This window comes from Sulfurimonas sediminis (assembly GCF_014905115.1).
Lineage (GTDB): Bacteria > Campylobacterota > Campylobacteria > Campylobacterales > Sulfurimonadaceae > Sulfurimonas > Sulfurimonas sediminis.
Map to the genome: position 1 here is coordinate 346,973 of NZ_CP041235.1, position 23,373 is coordinate 370,345.

Annotated in this window: 24 protein-coding genes; 12 read left to right on the top strand and 12 right to left on the bottom strand. The window is 38.7% G+C overall.

Going from position 1 to position 23,373, the window contains the following annotated elements; genetic code table 11:
• Window positions 1-8 precede the first annotated feature (8 nt).
• The 3 genes from fliE to flgB are packed head-to-tail and all read right to left on the bottom strand — an operon-like array spanning window position 9 to window position 1,265.
• Complete coding sequence (gene fliE, locus FJR45_RS01980; protein WP_193151108.1) at window positions 9-308, bottom strand: flagellar hook-basal body complex protein FliE; 300 nt, start codon at window positions 306-308, stop codon at window positions 9-11.
• An 18-nt stretch (window positions 309-326) separates the two neighbouring features.
• A complete protein-coding gene (gene flgC, locus FJR45_RS01985; RefSeq protein WP_193151109.1) occupies window positions 327-821 on the bottom strand; it encodes a flagellar basal body rod protein FlgC in 495 nt (164 codons plus the stop codon).
• 12 nt (window positions 822-833) lie between these two features.
• Complete coding sequence (gene flgB / locus FJR45_RS01990; protein ID WP_193151110.1) at window positions 834-1,265, bottom strand: flagellar basal body rod protein FlgB; 432 nt, start codon at window positions 1,263-1,265, stop codon at window positions 834-836.
• A 274-nt stretch (window positions 1,266-1,539) separates the two neighbouring features.
• Here flgB and FJR45_RS12375 point away from each other — a divergent pair, with 274 nt between their 5' ends.
• From FJR45_RS12375 to FJR45_RS02020, 6 genes are all read left to right on the top strand, one after another.
• A complete protein-coding gene (locus FJR45_RS12375) occupies window positions 1,540-1,980 on the top strand; it encodes a type II secretion system protein (protein WP_226966455.1) in 441 nt (146 codons plus the stop codon).
• Window positions 1,981-2,122: 142 nt separating this feature from the next.
• The gene (locus FJR45_RS02000; RefSeq protein WP_193149934.1) at window positions 2,123-2,725 is read left to right on the top strand and encodes an ISAs1 family transposase; all 603 of its coding nucleotides are present in this window, start codon (window positions 2,123-2,125) and stop codon (window positions 2,723-2,725) included.
• Between the two features lie 28 nt (window positions 2,726-2,753).
• The gene (locus FJR45_RS02005; protein ID WP_347402235.1) at window positions 2,754-3,287 is read left to right on the top strand and encodes a hypothetical protein; all 534 of its coding nucleotides are present in this window, start codon (window positions 2,754-2,756) and stop codon (window positions 3,285-3,287) included.
• Between the two features lie 97 nt (window positions 3,288-3,384).
• Window positions 3,385-3,849 (top strand): prepilin-type N-terminal cleavage/methylation domain-containing protein, encoded by a 465-nt coding sequence (locus FJR45_RS02010; RefSeq protein ID WP_193151111.1) that lies wholly within the window; start codon window positions 3,385-3,387, stop codon window positions 3,847-3,849.
• Window positions 3,850-3,866: 17 nt separating this feature from the next.
• The gene (locus FJR45_RS02015; RefSeq protein ID WP_226966456.1) at window positions 3,867-4,346 is read left to right on the top strand and encodes a type II secretion system protein; all 480 of its coding nucleotides are present in this window, start codon (window positions 3,867-3,869) and stop codon (window positions 4,344-4,346) included.
• Window positions 4,347-4,354: 8 nt separating this feature from the next.
• Entirely contained in the window at window positions 4,355-6,238 is a 1,884-nt protein-coding gene (locus tag FJR45_RS02020; RefSeq protein WP_193151112.1) for a primosomal protein N', read from the top strand.
• A gap of 162 nt (window positions 6,239-6,400) precedes the next feature.
• On the opposite strand, the gene FJR45_RS02025 is transcribed toward FJR45_RS02020, so the two are convergent.
• Entirely contained in the window at window positions 6,401-6,967 is a 567-nt protein-coding gene (locus FJR45_RS02025) for an NUDIX domain-containing protein (RefSeq protein WP_193151113.1), read from the bottom strand.
• On the bottom strand, window positions 6,960-8,150 hold the full coding sequence (locus FJR45_RS02030; RefSeq protein WP_193151114.1) for a M23 family metallopeptidase: 1,191 nt from the start codon (window positions 8,148-8,150) through the stop codon (window positions 6,960-6,962). Before FJR45_RS02030 ends, FJR45_RS02025 begins: the two co-directional genes overlap by 8 nt.
• A 100-nt stretch (window positions 8,151-8,250) precedes the next feature.
• On the opposite strand from FJR45_RS02030, the gene FJR45_RS02035 reads away from it, so the two are divergent.
• From FJR45_RS02035 to FJR45_RS02045, 3 genes are read left to right on the top strand one after another with little or no spacing between them, the layout of a single operon-like run.
• Window positions 8,251-9,048 (top strand): plasminogen-binding N-terminal domain-containing protein, encoded by a 798-nt coding sequence (locus tag FJR45_RS02035; protein WP_193151115.1) that lies wholly within the window; start codon window positions 8,251-8,253, stop codon window positions 9,046-9,048.
• A 1-nt stretch (window position 9,049) separates the two neighbouring features.
• Window positions 9,050-10,435: an FAD-linked oxidase C-terminal domain-containing protein gene (locus FJR45_RS02040; RefSeq protein ID WP_193151116.1), complete on the top strand. Its 1,386-nt coding sequence runs from the start codon at window positions 9,050-9,052 to the stop codon at window positions 10,433-10,435.
• 6 nt (window positions 10,436-10,441) lie between these two features.
• On the top strand, window positions 10,442-11,266 hold the full coding sequence (locus tag FJR45_RS02045) for a YihY family inner membrane protein (protein WP_193151117.1): 825 nt from the start codon (window positions 10,442-10,444) through the stop codon (window positions 11,264-11,266).
• Here the strand turns inward: FJR45_RS02045 and FJR45_RS02050 are convergent.
• Together FJR45_RS02050 and dnaB are read right to left on the bottom strand one after the other, a co-directional pair.
• Complete coding sequence (locus FJR45_RS02050) at window positions 11,213-12,496, bottom strand: ComEC/Rec2 family competence protein (RefSeq protein WP_193151118.1); 1,284 nt, start codon at window positions 12,494-12,496, stop codon at window positions 11,213-11,215. The two genes, FJR45_RS02045 and FJR45_RS02050, sit on opposite strands and share 54 nt — an antisense overlap.
• Complete coding sequence (gene dnaB, locus FJR45_RS02055) at window positions 12,497-15,010, bottom strand: replicative DNA helicase (protein ID WP_347402229.1); 2,514 nt, start codon at window positions 15,008-15,010, stop codon at window positions 12,497-12,499.
• A 73-nt stretch (window positions 15,011-15,083) separates the two neighbouring features.
• On the opposite strand from dnaB, the gene FJR45_RS02060 reads away from it, so the two are divergent.
• Both FJR45_RS02060 and FJR45_RS02065 read left to right on the top strand, forming a co-directional pair.
• Window positions 15,084-15,401, top strand: coding sequence for a cation transporter (locus FJR45_RS02060; RefSeq protein ID WP_193151120.1), 318 nt, complete (start codon window positions 15,084-15,086; stop codon window positions 15,399-15,401).
• A complete protein-coding gene (locus FJR45_RS02065) occupies window positions 15,401-16,033 on the top strand; it encodes a DUF4395 domain-containing protein (protein WP_193151121.1) in 633 nt (210 codons plus the stop codon). Before FJR45_RS02060 ends, FJR45_RS02065 begins: the two co-directional genes overlap by 1 nt.
• A gap of 22 nt (window positions 16,034-16,055) precedes the next feature.
• Here FJR45_RS02065 and FJR45_RS02070 read toward each other — a convergent pair whose 3' ends face one another.
• The 5 genes from FJR45_RS02070 to FJR45_RS02090 form a co-directional block, all read right to left on the bottom strand.
• Window positions 16,056-16,343, bottom strand: coding sequence for a nucleotidyltransferase family protein (locus tag FJR45_RS02070; protein ID WP_193151122.1), 288 nt, complete (start codon window positions 16,341-16,343; stop codon window positions 16,056-16,058).
• Window positions 16,344-16,397: 54 nt separating this feature from the next.
• Window positions 16,398-17,456, bottom strand: a complete 1,059-nt coding sequence (gene ispG, locus FJR45_RS02075) for a flavodoxin-dependent (E)-4-hydroxy-3-methylbut-2-enyl-diphosphate synthase (RefSeq protein WP_193151123.1) — start codon at window positions 17,454-17,456, stop codon at window positions 16,398-16,400.
• A 47-nt stretch (window positions 17,457-17,503) separates the two neighbouring features.
• Window positions 17,504-18,832 (bottom strand): DUF2202 domain-containing protein, encoded by a 1,329-nt coding sequence (locus tag FJR45_RS02080; RefSeq protein ID WP_193151124.1) that lies wholly within the window; start codon window positions 18,830-18,832, stop codon window positions 17,504-17,506.
• 82 nt (window positions 18,833-18,914) lie between these two features.
• A complete protein-coding gene (locus tag FJR45_RS02085) occupies window positions 18,915-20,915 on the bottom strand; it encodes a TonB-dependent receptor (RefSeq protein ID WP_193151125.1) in 2,001 nt (666 codons plus the stop codon).
• Window positions 20,916-21,296: 381 nt separating this feature from the next.
• Entirely contained in the window at window positions 21,297-22,289 is a 993-nt protein-coding gene (locus tag FJR45_RS02090) for an agmatine deiminase family protein (protein WP_193151126.1), read from the bottom strand.
• A gap of 16 nt (window positions 22,290-22,305) precedes the next feature.
• Here FJR45_RS02090 and FJR45_RS02095 point away from each other — a divergent pair, with 16 nt between their 5' ends.
• Window positions 22,306-23,367 (top strand): alanine racemase, encoded by a 1,062-nt coding sequence (locus FJR45_RS02095; protein ID WP_193151127.1) that lies wholly within the window; start codon window positions 22,306-22,308, stop codon window positions 23,365-23,367.
• Window positions 23,368-23,373 lie beyond the last annotated feature (6 nt).

Here is a 23,373-nt window from a genome sequence, read left to right on the forward strand (position 1 = left end):
GAGGCAGGTTATAATTGTGTTCTGCCAATCTCTTTGTAGGCATTTAATGCTTTGTTTCGAATCTCTAACATAAGTTTCATACTTGTTTCTGCTTTGCCGATTGCAAGAGCTGCCTGATGGAGATCTTTTACCTGACCTGTTGCCAAATCCGCTATAGCTTCTTCGCTCTCTTTTTGAATGTCATTGACTTCATTGAGGGCTGATTTTAACTGCTCGGCAAAAGCTTCGCCACCGGTTTTTTCAGTGCTGCCTTTTTGTTTTAAAAGGTCTGCTGTTGAAGCACCGGAAATATTATTAATGTTGTTCATAATCTTTCACTTCCTTTTTTACTGTAACAGTGATATGGCAGCGTTTGCCATATCTTTTGCACTTTGAAATGCCGCAACATTGGCTTGATATGAGCGTGTTGCCTCTACCAAATCGGACATTTCCACAACAGGATTAATATTTGGATATGCCACATACCCGTTTGCATCCGCATCCGGGTTGTTTGGCTCAAATTTCATAAGAGGTTTGCTGTCGTCTCTTACAATTTTGTCAACTACTACACTCATTATAGCAGGATTTACCTTTTGTCCAAATTGTCCTTCATTCAAAGGGTCTTGATATTTGGCACTTTGTGCAGTCTCACCCAGAGCTTTGTTGTATACATCATTAAAGTTTACAGCTTTAAAAACAACCTCTTTGCGACGATAGGGTCCGCCTTCTTCTGTTCTTGTTGTCTGGGCATTGGCGATATTGCTTGAGATGACATTGACACGAACTCTTTGGGCTGAGAGTCCGTATCCGCTGATATCAAAACTGTTGAGAAAATTACTCATTTTTTTCTATCCTTAATTTACTTTTGCCGAAGCATCTATAACACTTTTAAATATACCTGCATCTTTTTTTGCCGCCATGACAATGGCGTTAAACATGATGGAGTTCTTACTCATTTCGGTTGTTTCCACATCTATATCGACAGAGTTGCCGTCATTTCGAGCCATATGCCCGTCTCTGAAAAAGAGTGTCGGCTTTATCTGGCTTGTTTCTTCTTTTGGCGCCAAATGTCTGGAGTCTGTCTGTGCAATTTTCAACTGATGTGCATTGTCCTGATACAGGGCGTTTTTTTGGGCAATCAAAGCATCTTCAAAACTGATATCTCTTGGTTTGTAATAAGGCGTGTCTGCATTGGCAATATTTGATGCTATCATATCCTGACGTGCAACACGATAGTCCATCGCCTTCGTCAAAAGGGAATGTGTTTTAGATATTTCAATGCTCATAAATGCTCCTTCTTTACATGTAACACTAAACAAGCAAATCCTATTCCATATATTTTATCAGCCGGCATTAAAATACCGGTTCCAAAATCATTCCTTCCCGGAATCCGTACTTTAGTGCGGACCATGCATCATCCAAACCAAAAAAACGAAGTAAAAATATCTAAAGGGCTTCCATGTAAAAAACTGAAATTAAGCAAACTTTAATGTAAATAGGTCCATAATGTTCTCTAAGATTACCAGAGTAATCCAATTTTTAAAAATATAAGGAGTTCTTATGAAAAGAGCTGGTTTTACAATGATCGAATTGATCTTCGTTATCGTTATTTTAGGTATTTTGGCAGCAGTTGCCATTCCAAAACTTGCAGCGACGCGTACGGATGCACAAGTTGCAAAAATCTCTACAGAAGCAGCAACACTTGTAAGTGAATTAGGTACTTTCTATACTGCACAAGGTACTTTTGAAGGTAAAAATAGTGCAGATATAACAAATATATCACTTAAAACGTCTGATGATAATATTCAAAATAACGATACTATTGTTTTAGGTGATGATAACAATAATACGTGTTTAACAATTACATTTAATAATGCTAGTGATGGAAATATAACAGTAAGTGCAGATGATGCCAATGGAACAGTTTGTAATGCTGTGAAAGAAGCGACTGCAGATTTACAAAAAACATATAACTTTGGTGGGTCAAACGTAGCTTACTAAAGTACTTTGTTGCATCTTCAAAAAAGGTGCAACAAATAACTCCTTTCTAAAACTTCTTCTTTTACACCCCAATCCTAAAAAAACAGGAATTTAAAAGAAGAACAATAATTGCTTAAACTCTAAAAAACTAAAGTGATTACATATGGCAACAAAAACAAGAGAAAAATTAGCGAAAAAGCGTTCTATAAGAGGGTATGCAGATCAAGCCCAATCAAATCAACTTTTAAAATTGTTTTCAGAGGTGACAGACTATCGGAAACCTCAAGGTAAAAGACACCGACTAGAACATATTTTATATCTTTCAGTATTGGCTGGATTGATGGGAGCAACTGACTATAAGCAAATATCTATTTGGATAGAGAAGCATATTCAAAAAGAACAAGTTAAAAGATTATTAGGTGTAGAGTTTATATTAACACCAAAGAAAAGTTTGGTTTCTGATGTGTTAGCGAAAGTTGATAGCCAAGAAGTTGAAGTTGTTTTTAGGAAATGGATAAGAACCTATGTCGATACAAGAGGAAAGCACCTGAGCGTAGATGGCAAGGTTATGAATGGCAGCAAATACAAAGATAAGAGATCAATAGAAGTAGTTGGTGCTGTTTTATCTGAGATAGGGGTAATAATTGCTCATCAACAAATAGCAGAGAAGTCGAATGAAATACCTGCCCTTCAGGCTATGATAGGGGAATTGGGAGATGAATTTATCTTTACTTTTGATGCAATGAATACCCAAAAAAACTCTTGATGCTATCGAAAATAGTGGTTCAAAATATATTGCCAAGGTAAAAGATAATCAAAAAACCTTACTTGATAAAATAGATGAAATTTCAAGAGATATAAAACCGACAAATATTTACAAGGCTAAACCTGTCCAACAATCTAATGAATGGATTAATAGGAAGGTGTTTGTATATCAACCAACTACTTTTTATCATAATGGCATAACTCATATTCGCTCAATAATAAAAGTTATAAAAAAAGTAGAGTCAACAAATCATAAAACTGGCGAGATTACTAATAGCACTAGAATTCAATTCTGTATTGCAAATTTTCATGAAAGTGCAGAATTCTTTCACAATAAAATTTTACACCATTGGAAAGTGGAAACCATGCATCAATACAAAGATAATTCACTTTTAGAAGATGCTCATAATTGTCATTTAAATCCATTTTTAATGACTATTCTTAGAAGTATGATTTTGAATATTTTACACCTTAATGGTGCAAAATCTATACAAGAACAACTCATCAACAATAGATGGGATTTGGATGACTCTATCGCTCAAATATTAAAATTGAGTTTTTAGAGGATTGTGGTGCTTCTTTTATTTTTTCTTTAAAACTTAAAGTTATTCTTATAATAAAAACGATACTATTTAATTTAAAAAAATATAAAGGATTGTTATGCATACAGCTCTTCACAAAGCTTTTACAATGATAGAACTCATATTTGTCATTGTTATTTTAGGTATTTTGGCAGCTGTAGCCATTCCTAAATTGGCTGCAACAAGAGGCGATGCCCAAGTCTCTAAAATAGCAATGAACATAATGACAGGGGCATCTGAAATCGCTTCGTATGCCATGAGTCAGGCAAAAACTGAAGACAATCTTTCTGTTATGTCCAATGCGGTTGCTAATATGGAAGCAAGTGGAGAAGCGAGTATTTCAACTGCTGAAAAAAAAGCAGTTATTCAAGTCGGTTCTGTCAATGATTGTGCTACAATACAGGTACAGACAGGTGCAAATGATGATAATCTAACGATTTCCTTTGGCGATCCTGGCAGTGACACACTCTGTGTTGGACTGCAAGGGGCAATAGATGCTTCACAATACCCAATGAAGCTTCGTGGAACATCTGTTAATTATTGAAAAAAGGTTATACGTTTATGAAGAAATCAAAACAGGCACCCCAAGGGCACTCGTTGCACAGCGCTTTTACAATGATAGAACTTGTTTTTGTCATTGTTGTATTGGGCATCCTGGCAAGTATTGCCATTCCAAAGTTTGCCGCAACAAGAACAGATGCACAGATAAGTAAAGCGCGCGCCGATATTGCTTCGGTGCGTTCTGCAATTTTGACAGACAGACAGGCGCACATTATCAAAGGCGACCCGGATTATATCTCTGGTTTGAGTCAAAACAGTACAACTCTTTTTGACGGGAACGGAACCAGAGAGCTTTTAATGTATGGTATAAAAGCCGGAAATACAGAGGGGCATTGGAGTACCACAGATAATGCTGCACCTTATTTGCATTATGTATATAAAGTGGGCGGTCAAGACTGTGCCTTTACTTATAACCCTACAACAGGAAGATTTGATTTAAATGCCAGTCAAGATACAATTTGCGATAAACTAGTAGATTAAAAGATAACTTGAAGTACTACAAAGTAGCTATCACAGGCTCTCCTCTCGGTGAGTTTACCTACGAATCATTACAAAAGATAGAAACAGGAACACAGGTAAGTGTAGCTGTGCGAAACAGAGTACTAAACGGCGTTGTTATTGCTACATGCAAACAGCCTGATTTTAAAACCCATGAAATTTTAGAAGTACATGCGTTTCGTTTTTCAGACAAACAGCTTGCACTTGCCAGGTTTATAGCCTCTTATTATATCTGTTCTTTAGGTGATGCTTTTGCATTAATGCTGCCTTACGAAATAACAGCTGGCACTGAAGCAGCAGCCCTCGGAACCCAGACTTCAGTCTGGGCTGTGCGTCATAAGAACACAAAAAGCACCTCAAAAATTATACTTTCATCAAAACAGGAAAATGCACTCACTTTCTTAAAACAACACAAAGTTTCCCTTCTTTTCGGCGATACAGGCAGCGGAAAAACAGAAGTCTATATGAAATACTTTGAACAGATGGCAGAAAGAGGAAAGACATCCATCTTTTTAATGCCTGAAATCTCTCTGACACCACAGATGTCCAAACGCCTCAAAGAACATTTTGGTGAAGATTTTGTCATGTGGCATTCAAAACTCACACCCCTGGCAAAGAAAAAAGCACTTGCCAAAATATACGCAGGAGAAGCAAAGATCATTGCCGGTGCACGTTCAGCTCTCTTTTTACCTGTAAAAAATTTGGGACTTATTATTGTCGATGAAGAGCATGATGAGAGTTACAAGTCATCTTCGCGTCCTCGGTACAATGCAAGAGATTTAGCCATTTATATGGGCAAACTTTATGATGTTCCTGTAGTGCTTGGCAGTGCGACACCCTCTTTGACCTCTTATGTAAAATTTCCACATTTCAGACTCAAAGGCGGGCATTTTAGCTCCGAGAAAAGTTTTCTGTACGAAAAAAGTCCCGAAAGCCTCTCCCCTGTGGTTTTACAAAATTTACAAAAAATTTTAGAAAAAAAAGAGCAGGCTATCGTCTTTTTGCCGACACGCGCCAATTTTAAATATTTGCAGTGTCAAGACTGCGGGCATACAATAAAATGTGCCTTTTGCAGTGTCGGTATGAGTGTGCATCAGCACTCGCGCGCTTTGAAATGCCATTATTGTAATTTTACACAGGCAATCCCTCAGGTCTGTCCAGAGTGCCACAGTCCGAATTTATCGAGTGCAAGACTCGGAACAGCAGAAGCGGTGAAAATTTTACAAGAAATTTTGCCGAGTGCAAGAGTAGAACAGTTTGACCGGGATGTCATTACCACAGCAAACAAACTCAAAAAAGCATTAAAACGTTTTAATGACAAAGAGAGTGATATTCTTGTCGGTACCCAAATGCTCTCAAAAGGACATGATTATCACGGAGTTACTTTGGCTGTGGTACTTGGGATGGACAATATGCTGAACATGGGTGATTACCGTGCACGGGAAAAAGCGCTCTCTTCTTTGATTCAGGTAGCGGGACGAAGCGGACGGGCAAAAGATGCCAAAGTCATCGTGCAGACTTTCAATGAGGATTTTTTCAAGACCTACATAGAGAGGTATGAAGATTTTTTGGAAGAAGAAAAGGTTTTCAGACAAGAGCTGTATCCGCCCTATAAAAAACTGTGTCGTATTTTGTTTGCGCATAAAAACGGTCTCAAAGCACAAGACGCCATGCGGCAAATGCATGAAAATCTGCTTACATGTAAAGGTATAGAGATAGTAGGTGCAAAAAAATGTGCCATAGAGAAAGTGGCAAACAAATACAGATTTGAGATACTGCTTCGGGCTGACAAAAGTACGGATATTATAAAAGCGGTGAAGTCTGCAAAAGTAGATTTGGCGGAAATAGACATGGACCCGATAGAGTTTGGGTAGAGTGTATTGGGCTTATGTGCCACACAGTCGGTACTAAATTTTTGACTTGTTTTGCCGTAAAGCCCGCACTGAAGTACGGGTTCCGAAGGGGGAAAAGAAACTCGGAATCGGTACTTTCTATGCTAAAGCATGACTTAGAAAAAAACTAAATTTTTTTCTGTACTACCGGCCTTTTTTAGTATCAAAAAACCAGTAAAATGCCAAAGAAACACCCGTTGTCTTTTGATAGCTTTCATCAAACATAAACTTTTTTGCTTCACTTAACGGAATATAAATAACTTCTATCTCCTCTTCTTCGAGACCGCCGCCGTCAGTGACCTTCATACATTCATCAATTTCGGCATAATAGAGTGTCTGATGTGTGCCTGATATGCCGACACTGGTGTAAAAAGCACTGATTTTTTCCAAATTTTGCACAGGTACGTCGTACCCGCACTCTTCCAAAATCTCCTCTTTTGCTATTTGCTCTATGGAGCACTCTTTGTCAACAATGCCGGCACAGAGTTCATACATGTAACCGTTGTTCTGATTTTTGTTCAGCACGGTAGCGCGGAGCTGCTTGACAAGGACAAAGGCATCTTTTTGTGTATGATAGAGCAGTATGGCAACACTGTCATGGGAAAGGACAGCTTCCCACTTTTTTGCTACACCGTTTTGTGTGTAGTTTATCTCTACCGGTTTGACAAAATTTGGCTCTTTGAGCTCTTTTATGGAAGTTATTTTACCCATTGTTTTTTTCCTTTAAAAGGTGGATGTAAGACATGTTTTCAAAAGGCGGGCGTTTTTTATAGGCTGTTTTGTTGTTGAGGTGAAGATTGACACTTTCATCATAGTTTTTCTTTAATCGTAAAAATGCTTTTTTTGCTTTGCCTTTGAGCTTTTTGGTCGTTACCTGCACAACTCTGAGCGGATTGATGGCGCGTCCTCTTTTTCTGAGTTCAAAATGCAGGTGTGGTCCGGTTGAGCGGCCTGTGGAACCGACATAGCCTATAGTCTGTCCTTTTTTTACACGTCTGCCCCTGTGAATACCTCTGCGGAATGATTTTAAGTGGGCATAGCGTGTTTCATAGCCGTCAGCATGGCGTATTTTTATAAGATTGCCATAGCTTCCCATTCTTGAAGCCCATACAATGACTCCTCTGCCTGCTGCAATAACCGGTGTTCCGCGCCTTGCAGCATAGTCAACACCAAGATGTGCTTTCCATTTATGCAGCACAGGGTGCCATCTTCTTTTTGTAAAATAAGAAGATATTCTGGCTCCCCTTACCGGACGGGCAAGTAGAAAACCTTCGACTTCATGGGCTTTTTCATCATAATAGCGTCCGTCACTGTTGAGGTAGATAAAGTGTTTTTTATGATGCATCTCTATCATGGCGACTTTTAAAGTCGGCATGGAAAAGGGCTCTCCCAAACGATATTTCTGCTCATAAATCATAACGAGTTCATCGCCTTTGCGAATATCATTTTTAAAGTTCAGGGAGTGTTTGAAACTGGAAACAAATATCTGTGCCAGTTTTTTGGAGCCTGTCTCTTTTAAAATATTGTACATCGGCGAACTTGTTATTGTTGTGTAAAAAGCTTCTGTTTTTGTTGTGCTTATAATGGGAATAGCTTCAAATTTGTAGCTTTTGTCATCTTTGTATATATGAATTTGCAGTTCATCATTCAAAGGCAGCAGAATCTGTTCTATCTCTTCTTTGACATCTTTTAAAATCTGGTAATGAATGCCTGCACGCATCTCCTCTGTGAGTCTTTGGTCATCCTTGTCAAGATTGTAGTAAAGCGGTCGCAAGGGAAGATTGTGGTTTTGTAAAAAATCCAGATAAGTTTCTCCGTTACTCCAACGGTATCTGTCCACATGGGCAGCAAAAGAGGAGGTAATCAGTAAAAAAAATATGAAAAATCGTATCATAAATATAAGCCTAGAATAAATAATTTGCAAAGATTATCAAATTTTGGCTTAGTCTGAGGTTTGTTTGATATAATCATAAACAAAAAATCAAAGAAGAAACATGAAATATATACTTTTATTGACGATACTTGCCTTGGAAGTTTTTGGCGCTGTTATAAAATCACCTGTAGTCTCAGTTGATAATCAAAATGAAACTGCAACCATAAAAACAGGTAAAATAGATGTCGGTGTCAGTGGTTTTGTTGTGCATCACATTAGCCCTGAGCACAGTGCCATTGTTAGAAATGCTGTTGTGCAGAGTTTTGATGCACAAACAAAGACGGCAACCATTAAAATGAGTGCATTTACTGCCTTGCAAAACAGTGCTTTGCCACATGGAAAATGGCAACCTCAGGTCGGTGATACGGTAGAATTGGCATTTGGTTACTCCCGTTCACTGCTTATTGCTCCCAATGAAGAGATTTATTATAAAATTACCAAAAGTGTACAAACACAATGGATTCATCCGGACCTTTTTGCAACGGTTCTTTCTTTTAGGGGACATCCGACACCTTTAAAAGAGGACTTTGAAGCGATGGCGGATGCCAGCAGTGTGGGACTGCTTTTTATATATCTCAATCAAAAAGTATATACGCTCGACATTAAAAGTTTTAAAATCCTAAGCATTAGTGATGCAAAACTCAAACAAGACAAAGTACATCTTCCTTTTTATACGCGTGTCAACAACATAGATGCTGCATGGTGGGGAGCAGGGAGCTCGAGACTCAAAAGTTATGCGCCTCATTATTATGAGCTTTTGGTTGCAAATAACAAAACGAACAAAGAACTCTACAGTATTATAAAAAACGGTGATGCCAAGTTGCATTATTTACTTGATGAATTTGAACTAGGAAAATAAAATGATAGATAAAAAACATTTACAACACTTTACAAATATTGTCGGTGAAGAGAATATTTACAGTGACAAGGCACATTTGCTTGCCTATTCGTATGATGCGACGCGTGAGCATTTTGAACCTGATGCGGTTGTGTTTCCAAGAGATGAAGCGGATGTCAGCGAAATACTTAAATACTGCAACGAACATCAAATTGTTATAGTGCCTCGCGGTGCAGGTTCGGGTTTTACGGGTGGAGCGCTTCCTAGTAAGGGCGGAATTGTGCTAGCGATGGAAAAACATATGAATAAAATCTTAGAAATAGATATGAAAAATATGGTCGCCATAGTTCAACCGGGTGTTATCAACATGGATTTGCAAAAAAAAGTCGAAGAAGTAGGGCTTTTTTATCCGCCGGATCCTGCGAGTCAGGACTATTCAACCATCGGTGGCAATGTGAGTGAAAATGCCGGCGGTATGCGCGCTGCAAAATACGGTATCACAAAAGACTATGTGATGGCGACACGGGCTGTTTTGCCAAACGGTGATGTCATTAAAGCAGGCAAACGTACGATTAAAGATGTGGCAGGATACAACATCAGCGGTATTTTGATTGCGAGTGAGGGGACTTTGGCCGTGCTTACGGAAATCACGCTCAAACTCATCCCAAAACCGAAAATGACAAAAACGGCGATGGGTATATTTGCGACGGTCAATGATGCGATGGAAGCAGTCTATAAAACGATGGCAAGCGGAATCACGCCTGTTGCAATGGAATTTTTGGATAATTTGACAATTCGTGCCGTAGAAGAGACTTTTCATAAAGGTCTGCCAGTTGATGCGGGAGCCTTGCTTGTTACAGATGTTGACGGAAACCTTGAGGATGACTTGGATTTTCAGCTTGCACAGATTGAAAAAGTATTTCGTGAAAACGGCTGCAGTGATTTTAAAGTGGCAAAAGATGACAAAGAGGCGGCAGACATCTGGTTTGCCCGTCGAAATGCTTCACCGTCACTCAGCATTTACGGCAGTAAAAAACTCAATGAAGATGTAACAGTGCCGCGTTCGGCACTGCCGGAACTGCTTGAGAAATTTTATGCAATTGCAGACAAATACAATGTCAAAATCCCGTGTTTTGGACATACGGGTGACGGAAATGTGCATACAAATGTTATGGTTGACGGGAGTGACCCTGAGCAGGTGAAAATTGCCTACAAAGCGATAGAAGAGGTGTTTCAGGCAACGATTGATTTGGGCGGAACACTCTCTGGTGAGCACGGAATAGGACTTGCAAAGGCACCGTACATGAAAATGGCTTTCACAGATGCAGAAATGGCGCTGTTTAAATCCATCAAAAAAGCATTTGATCCGAACAATATCTTAAACCCTGCAAAAATGGGGCTTGACTAACAGGTCATGAATGAAAAGCTGACAAAATATATAAAACCTGTAAAAATATTTGTCAGTTCTTTTGTTGACAAAGAGTTGACGCTCTTTGCCGCGAGTCTGAGCTTTTATACGATTTTTACCATTATTCCTCTTTTGCTGATTGTGATGGCAATTTTGACTGCTTTGCCTTCTTTTGCTGATTATTATGAAAAAATTCAGGGTTTTATTTTCTCAAATCTTATGCCTGTGAACTCTGATACGGTTATGTTTCAGATAAACGGATTTTTACAAAATGCTTCTAAAATGGGAGCCATAGGATTTGTGGCAATTTTAGTCTCTTCACTGCTCTTTTTCAAAAATTTTGAATACATTGCCAACAGAATTTTTCATGCAAAACCAAGAAATTTGTGGGAGAGTATAACGACCTACTGGACACTCTTGACGCTGACACCTATTGCGCTTGGTGTCTCTTTTTACATTACCGGTTATATTGCAACACTGATGGCTTCAAACTCTCTGACCTCTGGGCTTAATATTTTGCCTTTGGTTCCTTATATTATTATTTGGGGATTATTTTTTCTGATTTTTCAAATAGCTGCCAATGCAAAAATCAATCCCAAAGCTTCGGCAATAAGCTCTTTTATTGTCTCGGTAATTTTTAGTTTAAGTAAAAATGCTTTTATTTACTATGTCTTTTTAAATAAATCCTATACGACTATGTACGGCTCCTTTGCTATTTTAATGTTTTTATTTCTATGGATTTATGTCTCATGGATTATCTTTTTGTACGGTCTGAAACTATGCCACATTATAGATGAAATATACAAAAAGAAGCAGCGTATAGCCGAGTAAGGCATAGAGTGCTTTTTTGCTAAATACGGCTGCGAGTGAAAGTAGAACCTCTATAATGAGATAAACCTTTGCAAGTGTGTGTTGCAGAGCATGTGTGTTCACATGTAAGAGGTAAGCCAAAGGGACATCTAAAAGATTTCCCAGGCCTATTACATGTAATGCAATTGCCAAGGGGTAAAAGAGCGTAAAAAGTGTTGTCCATAAAATCGAAAGGGGATGATATAGGCTGAAGTTGCCAAATATTGCCATAGAAAAAGGAAGCATCATCAAATAAACCCAAAAGGGCAGGAGTAAAAACTGTGTAAGCTTACTGCACGCTTTACAATGAATCAAAAACCAAAAGATGTAAAAAACACCACTGACTGAAAGCCAAAAACCTATACTGAGCAGGAGCTTTGGAAAAAGTGCAAGAAGTAAAAACACGGTAAGCAGGAGTGTCTGCATCGAGATGATGTGCATGCCTCTGTCATACAATACAAAACCGACGACAAGCATTACATAGGCTCTCAGTAGTGAAGGCGGTGAATCTAAAAAGAGCAAATAGCCAAGCAAAACCAAACTGATAAAGGCAAAACTGTCTCTTTTATAGCTTCTGTAGGGAAAGTATCTGTTTTGTAAAAATTTATAAGGGTATTTAAACAGAAAAAATAAAAGAGTAGCCAAAACACCCAAATGAAAACCGCTGATGGCGATGAGGTGTGAAATACCGAGGTTGGAAAAGTGTGTCTGTATAGATGTTGGAAGGGGAAGTGCCAAAAACAGTGCCTTATAGAGTTTGGCAATTTCACTGCTTGTGTGTTGCGTATCTATAAACGAGGCCGTTTTTTGTTTGAGAGTAGGCTTTTCATAGATTTTAAGTATTTTGCTAAAGGCAAAAAAAACTTTGAGATACTCTTTGAAGCTGATGTTTCCTGCCCACAGCTCTACATGTAAACGTTTGTTTTGAAGATTTTGAAGATTTTTCTTTGCGACTGTATAAAAAACAAATCCGTCATCACTCTTGAGTTTTAAAACTTTATAGCTTTTTATTTTTCCGTTTTTTGTCAACTTTGTTTTATTGTAGGCTTTAACAACGGTGACGTCAGAAAGTTGGGAATCAAATTTTGTAAGCTGTTTGTATTTGTAGTACTCATAAGAGAGGGAAAAACTAAGAAGGGTGAAAAAAAGTCCCACAAAGAAAAAGTAATCTTTTTTTGCACTAAAAAGTGTTACTTTCTCAACGGTTTGCATTTAGATAGAGGGCATCTCTACCTGTGGCATCTCGATATTGGCTGATTTTGTATCGACATTTTCATAGACTGTCTCAACCCCCTGTGCATAGCCAGGCGCATCCACAAAGCGCGTAAGCTTTTTTTGAAAAATGAGTTTGACATGTCCCGTCGGACCGTTTCTCTGCTTGCCGATGATGATTTCGGCATCTTCTTCCTCTTTTTCTATATAGGTGGAGGTAAATTCTTTGCCCTCGGCACGGGCGGCTTTTTCACGCTCTTTTTCTTCTTTGTAGAGGTAGACATCATCACGGTAGACAAAGAGAATGATGTCGGCATCCTGCTCAATAGAACCCGATTCACGAATATCACTTAGCATCGGACGCTTGTCGTTACGGCTTTCTAATCCACGGTTAAGCTGCGAAAGGGCTACAATAGGCATTTCAAGTTCACGCGCAAGCATCTTGAGCCCACGTGAAATTTCTGAGACCTGCAGGTGTCTGTCCTGTGAGCCGATTCCCTGCATAATCTGGAGGTAGTCAATCACGGCTATTTCAATCTCGGGATGCTGGTTTTTGAGCTTTCTGAGTTTTGAGCGGAGCTGGTTGATGTTCAAACTCCCCTGATCGTCCACAAAGAGTTTTGCATCATTCATTCTGTCTATAGCCCCGTTGAGGTTGGACCACTGGTCATCATTCATATCCCCCACACGAAGCTTTTGCAAAGGAATGGAGGTCTGAATGGAAAGCAGACGCAGCATCAGCTGTTCAGCAGGCATCTCAAGTGAGAAAAAAGCCACCCCTTTGCCCTGGAGTATGAGAGAATTGACGGTGTTGAGTATAAACGAGGTATTGTGTGTGACAGTCATGTCCTCGAGTAAAAAGAGATGATTTCCGTCTATAGTAAACCCGTAGTAATCATCAACTTTGTCATACTCTACTTGAATGCCTGTGTGCAGATGTTCCCGTTTTGAGAGTAGTTTTCGTGCTTTTTTTCTTGCTATTTTTGTAGGAATTTTATCTAAATGTCCTACTATTTTCAGTCTGTAGACATCACATGCATAATTGATTTTTTTAATTCGTGCTTTTTTTGTTTTTATGGAAACACGGAATCCAAGAGAATCTGCCAAAAATTTTATCTGTTTTGCCAGTTTTTCATCTTTTTGCACTATCTCAAAAACATGAAATTTGTCATCATAGTATCCGTCACTGTCTATAAGTCCGGCTAAAAGCTCCAGTCTGTTTTTTTGAGAATTTTGCAGATATTGATGCGGAATATGCTTACAGTTAAGTACATGCAAATCTCTTAGTTTTTTTTGTAGTGAATTGTCATGAAACTTTGAAATGCCACGTTTTCCTGAAGTAATAGCGTACATAGGACATTTTTCTTTGTTGTTATGTTGTTTTGTGACCTGCAAATTAAGTTTTTTGGCATAGTCTTTTAGATACGCTACAACTTCTTTATCATGGGTTGCTACAGCAACGTTGCTGCTTGTACCGTCACCCAACCATATTCCGAGAAAATAAGGTTCTATAGACAGTTTTTGCTTTTTAAAATCTATGGCAACTTTATAACCTTTATAATTTGAATGAAATTTATTTGATTTTTTGTTGTACTCTTTGACAGAGATGTTTAACACATCACCATGTTTGTGCTTACCTTCATTTCGACTGCGTTTGAGTGAAAGAATATGACTTTCGTTGACACGGTAATCTATACCTTTATTTTGGCGAACCCAGTACATTTTTTCTCTCCCGCGAGCAAGAGAAAGTACATTTCTTGGAGTAGAATCATCTCCCATCAGTTGATCACCAACTTTTATATCTTCAACATTTTTGAGACTACCGTCAAACATAACAACTTTTGTACCTTTGCCAAGGCATTTTCCCATCGCAGGCCTTGCAGCAATGATGACCAAGTCTCCTTTACCAAAACCGGTTGTCATTTTGTTGAGTTCTTTAAAACCCGTGTCAACGCCGACAAGTACGGAGTTACCACGTGCTTTCATCTCTTTGATGTATTCCATTGTGTCAAAGGTCATTTTCGGAGAGTCTTTGAAGTCGCTTGTCTGGTTGTCCTGTGTGATTTCATAGAGTTTTTTCTCTACAATGTCAACCACTTCGGCAGAGGGGAGTTCTTCTTCTACCGTCACGCGTTTTATCTCAGTTGTGAGTGTGAGCAAATGGCGTTTGAGTGATTTGTCTTTGATCTCATCAACATAGGCTTTTGTATTTGAAATAGGATTGGCAGAGAGAATCTCAAGTAAAACCTGTTCATCAAATTTTTTGGCCTTGATGAGCTCTTTTTTGATGAATTCTTCATCTATGGGCTGATCTTTTTGTAAAAGGGTGAGCATAGCTTGAAATATATCCTGATGTGCCGGCAGATAAAAATCATCTTTTTTCAGTATAACGCTGAGCTCATCAAACTGGCTTGGTTCAAAAACTATAGAGCTTAAAACACTGCGCTCAAAAGCGAGGTTGTAGAGATTGTCCTGCATTGATTCCCTTTGCATATAGTAAAAAGATTTTACCATAAGAGGGTTTAAATGGAGTTGATAAGTATTAACAATTGCAGAGTATACTTTTGTATAAAAATAAGGAAAAATAATGAAAGATTTAAGTCAACTGCTGCTATTACTGTTTTTTGCACTCACTTTTACGGTAGGGTGCAGTGATGAGAAAAAAGAAACAAAGGTTGTTACCGTAAAAAAGTCGGATATAGTACTAAAAACCATTGGTGTGAACGGAATGACCTGTATGGGGTGTGAAGTCACACTTGAGGGCGCAGTTTCCAAGATAGAAGGTGTTGTAAAAGTGAAAGCCTCTGCAAAAAACAACCAGGCAGCAGTAGAGTTTGACAAAACAAAAACAGATGAGGAAAGTATCAGAAAAAGTATTATAGAATCAGGGTATGAGGTGAACTGATGAGTCTGTTTTTTAACTTTGGAGAAACTGTTTCTGAGTTTGACTTTAAAGTGATAAATGAAAGAGAGGCACGAGCAAGTGCCGGTATAATGTTCCTATTGGGATTGCTAAGCCTTTTTAGTGTGTATCAATTTCGTACACTTTTATGGGCAGAACTGTTTTCTATAACTTTTATCTTTGAATTTTTTGTGCGAATGTTTATTAACCCGAAATATGCTCCCTATATGCTTCTTGCTTCTGTTATAGTGGCAAATCAGAAACCGGAATGGGTGGAAGCAAAACCAAAACAATTTGCCTGGGCATTAGGAATGCTTTTGGGTGTGATAATGACATATTATCTGGTGTTTGACATTATTTCTTTGACACGTTTAGGTATTTGTATTCTTTGTTTAGCACTGCTTTTTTTAGAATCTGCATTTGGAATTTGTTTAGGATGTCTTCTGTATCACCAGTTGAATATTAGATTGAGCAGATGCCCTGGAGGTGTATGTGAGTTTGGTGTATCAAGAAGAGAGATAAAGTACAGGTATGTTGTTTTGTCATTGTTTGCAACTCTTTTTATTCTGACATATTTGGGGCTTCAGGAATATAAATATACTCCTTTGCATAAAGTTGTGATTATAGAAGGGTAAGCATGGTGTTTATATGCTCTTTTTAGACATATAAAATCTCTTTTTCAATGCGTCGTTTATAAAATTCACGTATGCTGTCTAAATAGCCTATATCAATTTTGCTATCAAAAGTATTTTCTAAAAAATCTTTTAAATCAGATTTGAGAAAAAAATCTTTTTTTGATGTTTCAATAATTAAGTCAATGTCACTTCCTTCATTTGCCTCATCACGAGCATAGCTTCCAAACAGTCCGATTTTAGTGACATTATATTTCTCTTTTAAAAGTTGTTTATTGTTCTTTAAAAAGTCTAAAATGTACTCTTTTGTCATAACGCAACATCCTTTGTGTATTAAGTATATTTTAGCATAATTTATAGCAAAGGTTTATGACTTTTTAGCCATATCTTCCACTTCGCTGACAAACCTGTCGACAAGTTCTTTCTCATCCAAATTGGCAACCACTTCGCCCTTGACCATGACAAGTCCTTTGCCTTTTCCGTAGGCGATGGCGACATCGGCATGTTTTGCTTCGCCTATGGCATTGACAACACAGCCCATGACACTGACGTCAAGTGGGGTTTTTATGTGGGCTGTTCTTTTTTCTATCTCTGCGACTGCGGAGACTAAATCAGCTTCAATGCGTCCGCAGGTCGGACAGGAGATGATGTTGAGTCCCTCTTTTGCCACACCGCTGTCTTTTAAAATGGCACGGCCGACCTTTATCTCCTCTTCGAGTTCTCCGGTAATGGAGACACGCATCGTATCGCCGATGCCCTCAAGTAAAAGTGTGCCCAAACCTATGGCACTTTTGACCGTTGCATGAAAAATTGTTCCCGCTTCTGTGACACCCAAATGAAATGGGTAATGGTTCTTTGGACGTAGCATTCTGTAGGCTTCGACCGTTCTTTGCACATCGCTGGCTTTGAGTGAGATTTTAATGTCACTAAATCCCAAATCTTCCAAAAATTTGATGTTATACTCAGCCGAGGCAACCATCGCTTCGGCAGTCGGACCGTATTTGTCGTCAAACTCTTTTTCTAAGCTTCCTGCATTCACCCCGATGCGAATCGGCAGGTTTCTCTCTTGACAGGCTTTGACTATCTCTTTTATTTTTGTTTTATCGTTAATATTTCCGGGGTTAAAACGGATGCAGTCGACAGATTCTGCTGCTATGAGTGCAAGTTTGTAGTTAAAGTGAATATCTGCAACCAGAGGCAGTGAAATCTGCTCTTTTATTGCTTTGAGTGCAAGGGCATCTTCCATGTCAGGTACAGCCACACGGACAATGTCCGCTCCTGCAAAATGCAAACGGTTAATCTGTTCAACAGTTGCTGCAACATTGTGTGTGTCGGAGTAGGTCATAGACTGCACAGAGATAGGTGCATCACCACCGACGGCTACATCACCGACAAATATTTTTTTGGTTGGGTATCTTTTTATCATGGTTGGATTTTAGCCCTTTTTAGGTAAAAAAGGGCTTAGGAAATTTTTTACTGTCGTCCGTACTGATGACCGTTTCCTGTCGTTGCAGTAGTGTTTTGTGGATACTCCGGATGGTTGTACTCCTCACCAATAACTGCACACCCCTCTGTAACACCCATATTTTTCAGTGCCGAGTCAAATGCCCAGTAGTGTGTGTAGCTGCCGTCTCTTAAAAATTCAAATACGGTAACAACATCGCTTGCATTTGAATCCTCTGCAATGGCGATATCTTCATCAAGATCATTGATATCTGTTACTTCTACCATACATCCGACTTCAAGGGCATCTTGGGGTGACTGTTTCCCTTTTGCTACGAGTGTGTCATACAGATCCTGGATCGCCTGAATGTTATATTGTCCTGCAGGTAAATCATTTATATTTATATCCAAATAGCTTAGATTTGCATCAGGAAGGTTTTGCGCTGCATCTATGTTGCTAAAATCATCCAAAGAGGTAATATATTTTTTGATTAAAAGCTGCATATCTGTTGCATGGACTGTTTCTGAGTTTGTTGCGATATTGTAGAGTGTTTTAATTTCAGTTCCACTTGCAAGGTGGTAGTTGTAGAGTGTCATATACACATCGTAAGCCAAGCGTTCCTCATTTCCCATATATGCCAGGGTATCTTTTGTCTCTTGTGTAAGAGTAGAAGCAGGTGAAAGCAGTGCCTGTGTTACTGCTGATGTTGCCTGTGTTTGCATTGTATCAGTATCTGCAATACCGTTTCCATGTGCCTGCACAGGAAGAGCGTGGTTTGCCATAGAATCTGTGACACTCTCTACATAATCAACTGTTTGTAAAAGGTGTTGTTCGGCAGTCTCCGGATCAAGAAGTGAGATATTCAAATCTGTAGCGATAGCGTCAAGATTATCTGCTGTGAGTTTTTCATGTGCTCTTTGACGAAGCTGCTCTCGTACCTGTGTTTGAATACGAATACCGTCATTTGGATTGTAGTTATCATCACATGATTGTAAAAGCTGTGCAATTGCAAGTACTTGGCTGTTATTGATATCTGTTCTGTTTACACCTGCCAAATCCTGAGGAAAAACCATAGTGTCTTGCGGAAGTATCGAGATTGTTCCAAGCTCAAGTGTTTCAATACTGAATGTTACAGGCAATGCGCTACATGTAAAGGAACCGTTTGCATCAGTTACCCCTGTTGTACCGTCCGCACATGTATAATTGACATCTGCAACAAAACTGTCAACAAGTTGTCCGCTTGTTGTTAGAGATGTGACCGGAGCTGTGCTGTCACTTGTAGAACCACAGCCACTTAAGAGAAGTGCTGCCGTAACAGTTGATATACCGAGAAGTGTTTTTAAATATTTTGCTTGCATTATACAATCCTTTTTTTGTTAATTTTACAGAAGTATAATATAGAAGTGTTAGCGCAGTGTTAGTACCTCAAAGAGGAGGTACCTAGAAGTTGAAATCCAAATTTGTGTAGATGTAGCGTCCCGGTTCATTCATAAGCATAATATCAGTTGTTCCTCCAGTTATAAGAACTAAATCCGCATAGGTATTACTTCTTGCATAGGTTTTGTTGAGTATATTGTTCATCCCTACAGTAAAGTCAAATTTTTTATTGACAGCATGTTTTATTTTTGCATTTAAAATTGCCCAGCCGGCTAGAACTTGTTCGCCATTTTCATCATCTATTTGTGTCCAGCGTTTACGCATCATAGTGTCAATTGTTGCCATAGAACGGTTGGCATATTCATAGTTAAGAGCAATTTTTCCTTCAAGCGGTGCTATATCGGCCAAGTTAGTATTTGTTTGTCCTGCAAGAGGTGCATCTTTTTTTCCGCGTTTATAGGCCGCACTCATATCTAAAGAGATGTCATCACTCAGATAAACAGATGCGCTGGCTTCTCCACCATAAATATAGGCGTCAATATTTTGAAATGCATTCACAGCTACACCTTTTTGGATGTAGATATAATCTTTAAGTTTTGAGTAAAAAGTTTTAATTTTAAACTCGAAACTATCATTATTGATTTCGTATCCTAAATCAATTTCTTGATTTCTGACATTTTTAAGATCAGGGGTTCCGACAAGATTACCCATAGAACTGAAGAAGTAAAGTTCTCTGGCATCTGGTACACGATAAGCCTGTCCGATACCAAAGAAAATTTTATTTTTTTGATTAAGACTGTATGTTCCAAGAATATTTGCCCCTACCGAGTGATAATTATTGTCTTGATAGCTGTCGTTTGTTATGATAGTATCATCAACTCTGGCTCCAAGAGAAAGACTAAATGCACCAAAGTTTTTGTCAAGTTTTGCAAAGAGTGCTGTGTTTTTTGTAACTGCATTGTCGATACTTTTCTTGTACCCCATGAGTGCCGCTGAATCATTTTTCTCATAATGTCCATCCCATTTTCTGTTGCTTGCATCAAGACCGATAAGAAGTTTGTAGGAATTGATGTCAAAACTATTTTTTAGTTTGATGCCATCAAGGTTTGTTGTCAACCAGTTTTTAATATTTCCGGTAGCCAAGGCAGAGTTTCTATAGTTTGTTCCCATTGGATGATCAACATCAGAGTGATAATATTGCAAATTGATATTTTTATACCCTTTGGCTACATTGTCAATATTATATTCCACAGAGTAGATATTTGAGTCATCATAGAGGGCGTCCATCTTTGAGTTTGCGTACAATACATTGTCACTTCTGTTTGCTGTGACACTCAAACGAAGTTCTTGATCTTTTGCAGTTGTGATAAATGCTTTCGCCATGGCACTCTTTTTTGTGTACGCAGGCATATCATAATAGGCAGGTTGGAGTCTTGGGTCTTTAGAACCAACCAGTGTTGTAGAATTTGCTGCTTGATATTTGTCAATCTGCTGTGCTAATGTATCTCCGTTTCCGTCATGATACTGATCAGAGGATTCAGTCGAGACTGTTGCAGTCATGCGAATAAAATCATTGCCACCACTTGCACTTGCACCAAACTTTTTATAGTTCCATGAACCAAAGCCGAGATTTACAGATGCTTTGAAATCTTTTGTGGGTTGTTTTGTTTTTATCTTTACACCACCGCTTAAATTGCCGTATGTTGTTACATCATATGGTCCTGTTATTATTTCGATAGAATCAATCTGGTTGGCTACGATGTGTGATACAGGCGGATCCATTCTGTTTGGACAGGCTCCATAGATTTTTGTACCGTCAACCTCTACGGAAATATTGTCGCGTTTTTGTCCGCGGATGAAGATGTCATTGGCAATACCGCTTCTGCGACTCATGTCTATACTTGGAACTGAATCAGCGAGTGCTTGTGCAACATCAGCAGAAACCTGCGCATTTTGTGCGACTTCGGTGAGTGTTGTGGATTCTACACTGATTGGTGCAAGTTCAATTTCTGAGGCATACAAAGAGGAGAAGACTAATAAAGAGAGTGTAATTGTTTTTTTCATGGTGTATCCTTTTTAAATATATATTTTAAAGAATAATTTTAAGAAATTATTTAATTTATGATACAAAAAGAAGTGTTACAAAAGTGTTAATTTTTTGCTAAAATTGCAGTATGAGTACAAAAGAAAAAATAAAACGGACGATTTTAATAGCAGCGGGGTTTGGTCTGGCGACCTATTTGATTATGAGCGGGATGGCGATGTTGCAGTAAAGGCTTTGTCATACAAAGATGGCTTGCATGACACACAGCCCGCACTGAAGTACGGGTTCCGAAATACCTCGGAATCGGTACTTCAGTGCTGACTAAGGTGTTTGAATTTTGTGAAGCAGTTTCTCGGAATCGGTACTTCAGTGCCGACTAAGGTGTTTGGGTTTTGAAGAACTTATAGGGAAAAATTCATAGTCACACAGTGAAGTGAACCGTGTTGACGAATCAAGACAGAACAGTCAACGGCTACAATCTCTCTGTGCGGAAATGCCTGTTTGAAAATCTTCAGAGCTTCTTGGTCTTGGGTAACTCCATATACAGGAACCAAAACAGCACTGTTTACAAAAAGAAAGTTGGCATAGGTGGCAGGGAGCCTTTCGCCTTCAAAATACACAGCATCACACATCGGCAGGGCAATAAGTCGGAAATTATACGCTTTGGCTAGCATCTGCAACTCTTCTTCCATCCGTTTGAGTGCCTTGTAATGTTCATCGTTTGTATCTTTACATGTAACATACATAATGGTGTTTTCATCTATAAATCTTACAAGTGTGTCTATGTGGGAATCTGTATCGTCTCCCGCCAGATAGCCGTGATGCAGATATAAAATCTGTTCTGCGCCGAAAAACTCTTGGAGTTTTTTTGTAATTTCTTTGGGAGTGAATTGGGGATTGCGGCTTTTGTTGTGCATACATGCAGCGGTCGTTAAAATCGTCCCTGCGCCGTTACTCTCAACTGCACCGCCTTCAAGAACAAAATCAATTTTTTCAACCTTGCATGGCAGGTATTTGTGTGCAATGTTTTGTGTCATAAGATTGTCTTTTTTGGCATCAAATTTGTTGCCCCAGCCGTTAAAAGTGAAGTCAAGCAAGGTGGTCGCGTCTGCTTCTTTAACACATAAAGCCGAACAGTCTCTTGCCCAGGTGTCATCTGTTATATACTCTACAAATTCAAGATTGCTTGTATCTGAAAAATGTTTTTGTACCGCATCAGTGTCATAGGCAACAACAAGGCATTTTTGATATTTTTTGATGGCATTGATGATGTTGACAAAGATGTTTTGGGCTTCTTCAAGGTAGTCTGCCCAGTCTGTATCTGCATGGGGAAATATAATTTGCGTAAAACTTTGTTCTTCAAATTCGGCAATTAGCCTTTTTTTCTCTTTCATGGTGTATAATTCTCCTATGGCTTACATCACATTAGATAAAAATCATTTTTTTCATAATCTTGACATTATTACCAAACTAACTAAAACAAAAGATAAAACAGCACTTGTTTTAAAAGATAATGCCTACGGACACGGACTTTTGCAAATCGCAGGGATGGCGAAAGAGTACGGGTTGACAAAAGCAGTGGTTCGCACAGATGAAGAAGCAAAACAGATAGAAGATTTTTTTGAATATATTTTGGTTTTGGCAGATTTTGCACAGGAGTCAAATGAAAAAATACGATACACGATTAATGATTTGCAGGCAATTAACAAGTTTGCAAAAAACACAAAAGTAGAACTGAAAGTAGATACGGGAATGTGTCGCAACGGTATTGTGATGTCTGAACTCGAAGAAGCCTTTGTTTTATGTGCCAAACAAGGGCTCAAACTTGAAGCTGTTTTTACACACCACTCCTCTGCTGATGAAGAGAATGAGTATTTTGATTTGCAAAACAAAAATTTTCAACAGGTGAAAAAAGAGGCAAGGGCTTTGGCAAAAAAATATGCTTTTGACTCTTTACGATTTCACTCATGTAATTCAGCCGCACTCTTTCGCACAAATGGTTTTGATGAAGATATGGCACGTGTAGGCATCGCAGCCTATGGTTGTTTGGAATTGCCGAATGCTTTACATGTAAAAGGCTTACATGTAAAAGGCTTACATGTAAACGAATTGGTAAACGAATTGGCACCTGTTTTGTCTGTGCATGCAAAAAAAATCTCTTCAAGAAAACTCCAAAAAGGAGACTGTGTCGGGTATGGAGCAGCATTTGAAACAGAGTGTACATGTGATGTATCAAATTATGATTTTGGGTATGGTGACGGATTTTTACGAAGCTGTTCGCATAACTATGTGACACCGGAGGGTATAAAAATAGCAGGGAGAATCTCTATGGATAATGCTTCATTCCTTACATGTAAAGAGGAGCTTCTTATCTTTAACGATGCAAGAGAGGCTGCCAGGTATGCAGGGACAATCAGTTATGAAATGCTGACGTCTCTCAAGGCATATTTACCGAGAAAAGTTGTCAGTTAGATAATT

Excerpts from the sequence above, each read along its gene's own strand:
- fliE (WP_193151108.1), bottom strand. The coding sequence starts at position 308 with ATGAACAACATTAATAATATTTCCGGTGCTTCAACAGCAGACCTTTTA.
- flgC (WP_193151109.1), bottom strand. The coding sequence starts at position 821 with ATGAGTAATTTTCTCAACAGTTTTGATATCAGCGGATACGGACTCTCA.
- flgB (WP_193151110.1), bottom strand. The coding sequence starts at position 1,265 with ATGAGCATTGAAATATCTAAAACACATTCCCTTTTGACGAAGGCGATG.
- FJR45_RS12375 (WP_226966455.1), top strand. The coding sequence starts at position 1,540 with ATGAAAAGAGCTGGTTTTACAATGATCGAATTGATCTTCGTTATCGTT.
- FJR45_RS02000 (WP_193149934.1), top strand. The coding sequence starts at position 2,123 with ATGGCAACAAAAACAAGAGAAAAATTAGCGAAAAAGCGTTCTATAAGA.
- FJR45_RS02010 (WP_193151111.1), top strand. The coding sequence starts at position 3,385 with ATGCATACAGCTCTTCACAAAGCTTTTACAATGATAGAACTCATATTT.
- FJR45_RS02015 (WP_226966456.1), top strand. The coding sequence starts at position 3,867 with ATGAAGAAATCAAAACAGGCACCCCAAGGGCACTCGTTGCACAGCGCT.
- FJR45_RS02025 (WP_193151113.1), bottom strand. The coding sequence starts at position 6,967 with ATGGGTAAAATAACTTCCATAAAAGAGCTCAAAGAGCCAAATTTTGTC.
- FJR45_RS02030 (WP_193151114.1), bottom strand. The coding sequence starts at position 8,150 with ATGATACGATTTTTCATATTTTTTTTACTGATTACCTCCTCTTTTGCT.
- FJR45_RS02035 (WP_193151115.1), top strand. The coding sequence starts at position 8,251 with ATGAAATATATACTTTTATTGACGATACTTGCCTTGGAAGTTTTTGGC.
- FJR45_RS02040 (WP_193151116.1), top strand. The coding sequence starts at position 9,050 with ATGATAGATAAAAAACATTTACAACACTTTACAAATATTGTCGGTGAA.
- FJR45_RS02045 (WP_193151117.1), top strand. The coding sequence starts at position 10,442 with ATGAATGAAAAGCTGACAAAATATATAAAACCTGTAAAAATATTTGTC.
- FJR45_RS02050 (WP_193151118.1), bottom strand. The coding sequence starts at position 12,496 with ATGCAAACCGTTGAGAAAGTAACACTTTTTAGTGCAAAAAAAGATTAC.
- dnaB (WP_347402229.1), bottom strand. The coding sequence starts at position 15,010 with ATGGTAAAATCTTTTTACTATATGCAAAGGGAATCAATGCAGGACAAT.
- FJR45_RS02060 (WP_193151120.1), top strand. The coding sequence starts at position 15,084 with ATGAAAGATTTAAGTCAACTGCTGCTATTACTGTTTTTTGCACTCACT.
- FJR45_RS02065 (WP_193151121.1), top strand. The coding sequence starts at position 15,401 with ATGAGTCTGTTTTTTAACTTTGGAGAAACTGTTTCTGAGTTTGACTTT.
- FJR45_RS02070 (WP_193151122.1), bottom strand. The coding sequence starts at position 16,343 with ATGACAAAAGAGTACATTTTAGACTTTTTAAAGAACAATAAACAACTT.
- ispG (WP_193151123.1), bottom strand. The coding sequence starts at position 17,456 with ATGATAAAAAGATACCCAACCAAAAAAATATTTGTCGGTGATGTAGCC.
- FJR45_RS02080 (WP_193151124.1), bottom strand. The coding sequence starts at position 18,832 with ATGCAAGCAAAATATTTAAAAACACTTCTCGGTATATCAACTGTTACG.
- FJR45_RS02085 (WP_193151125.1), bottom strand. The coding sequence starts at position 20,915 with ATGAAAAAAACAATTACACTCTCTTTATTAGTCTTCTCCTCTTTGTAT.
- FJR45_RS02090 (WP_193151126.1), bottom strand. The coding sequence starts at position 22,289 with ATGAAAGAGAAAAAAAGGCTAATTGCCGAATTTGAAGAACAAAGTTTT.
- FJR45_RS02095 (WP_193151127.1), top strand. The coding sequence starts at position 22,306 with ATGGCTTACATCACATTAGATAAAAATCATTTTTTTCATAATCTTGAC.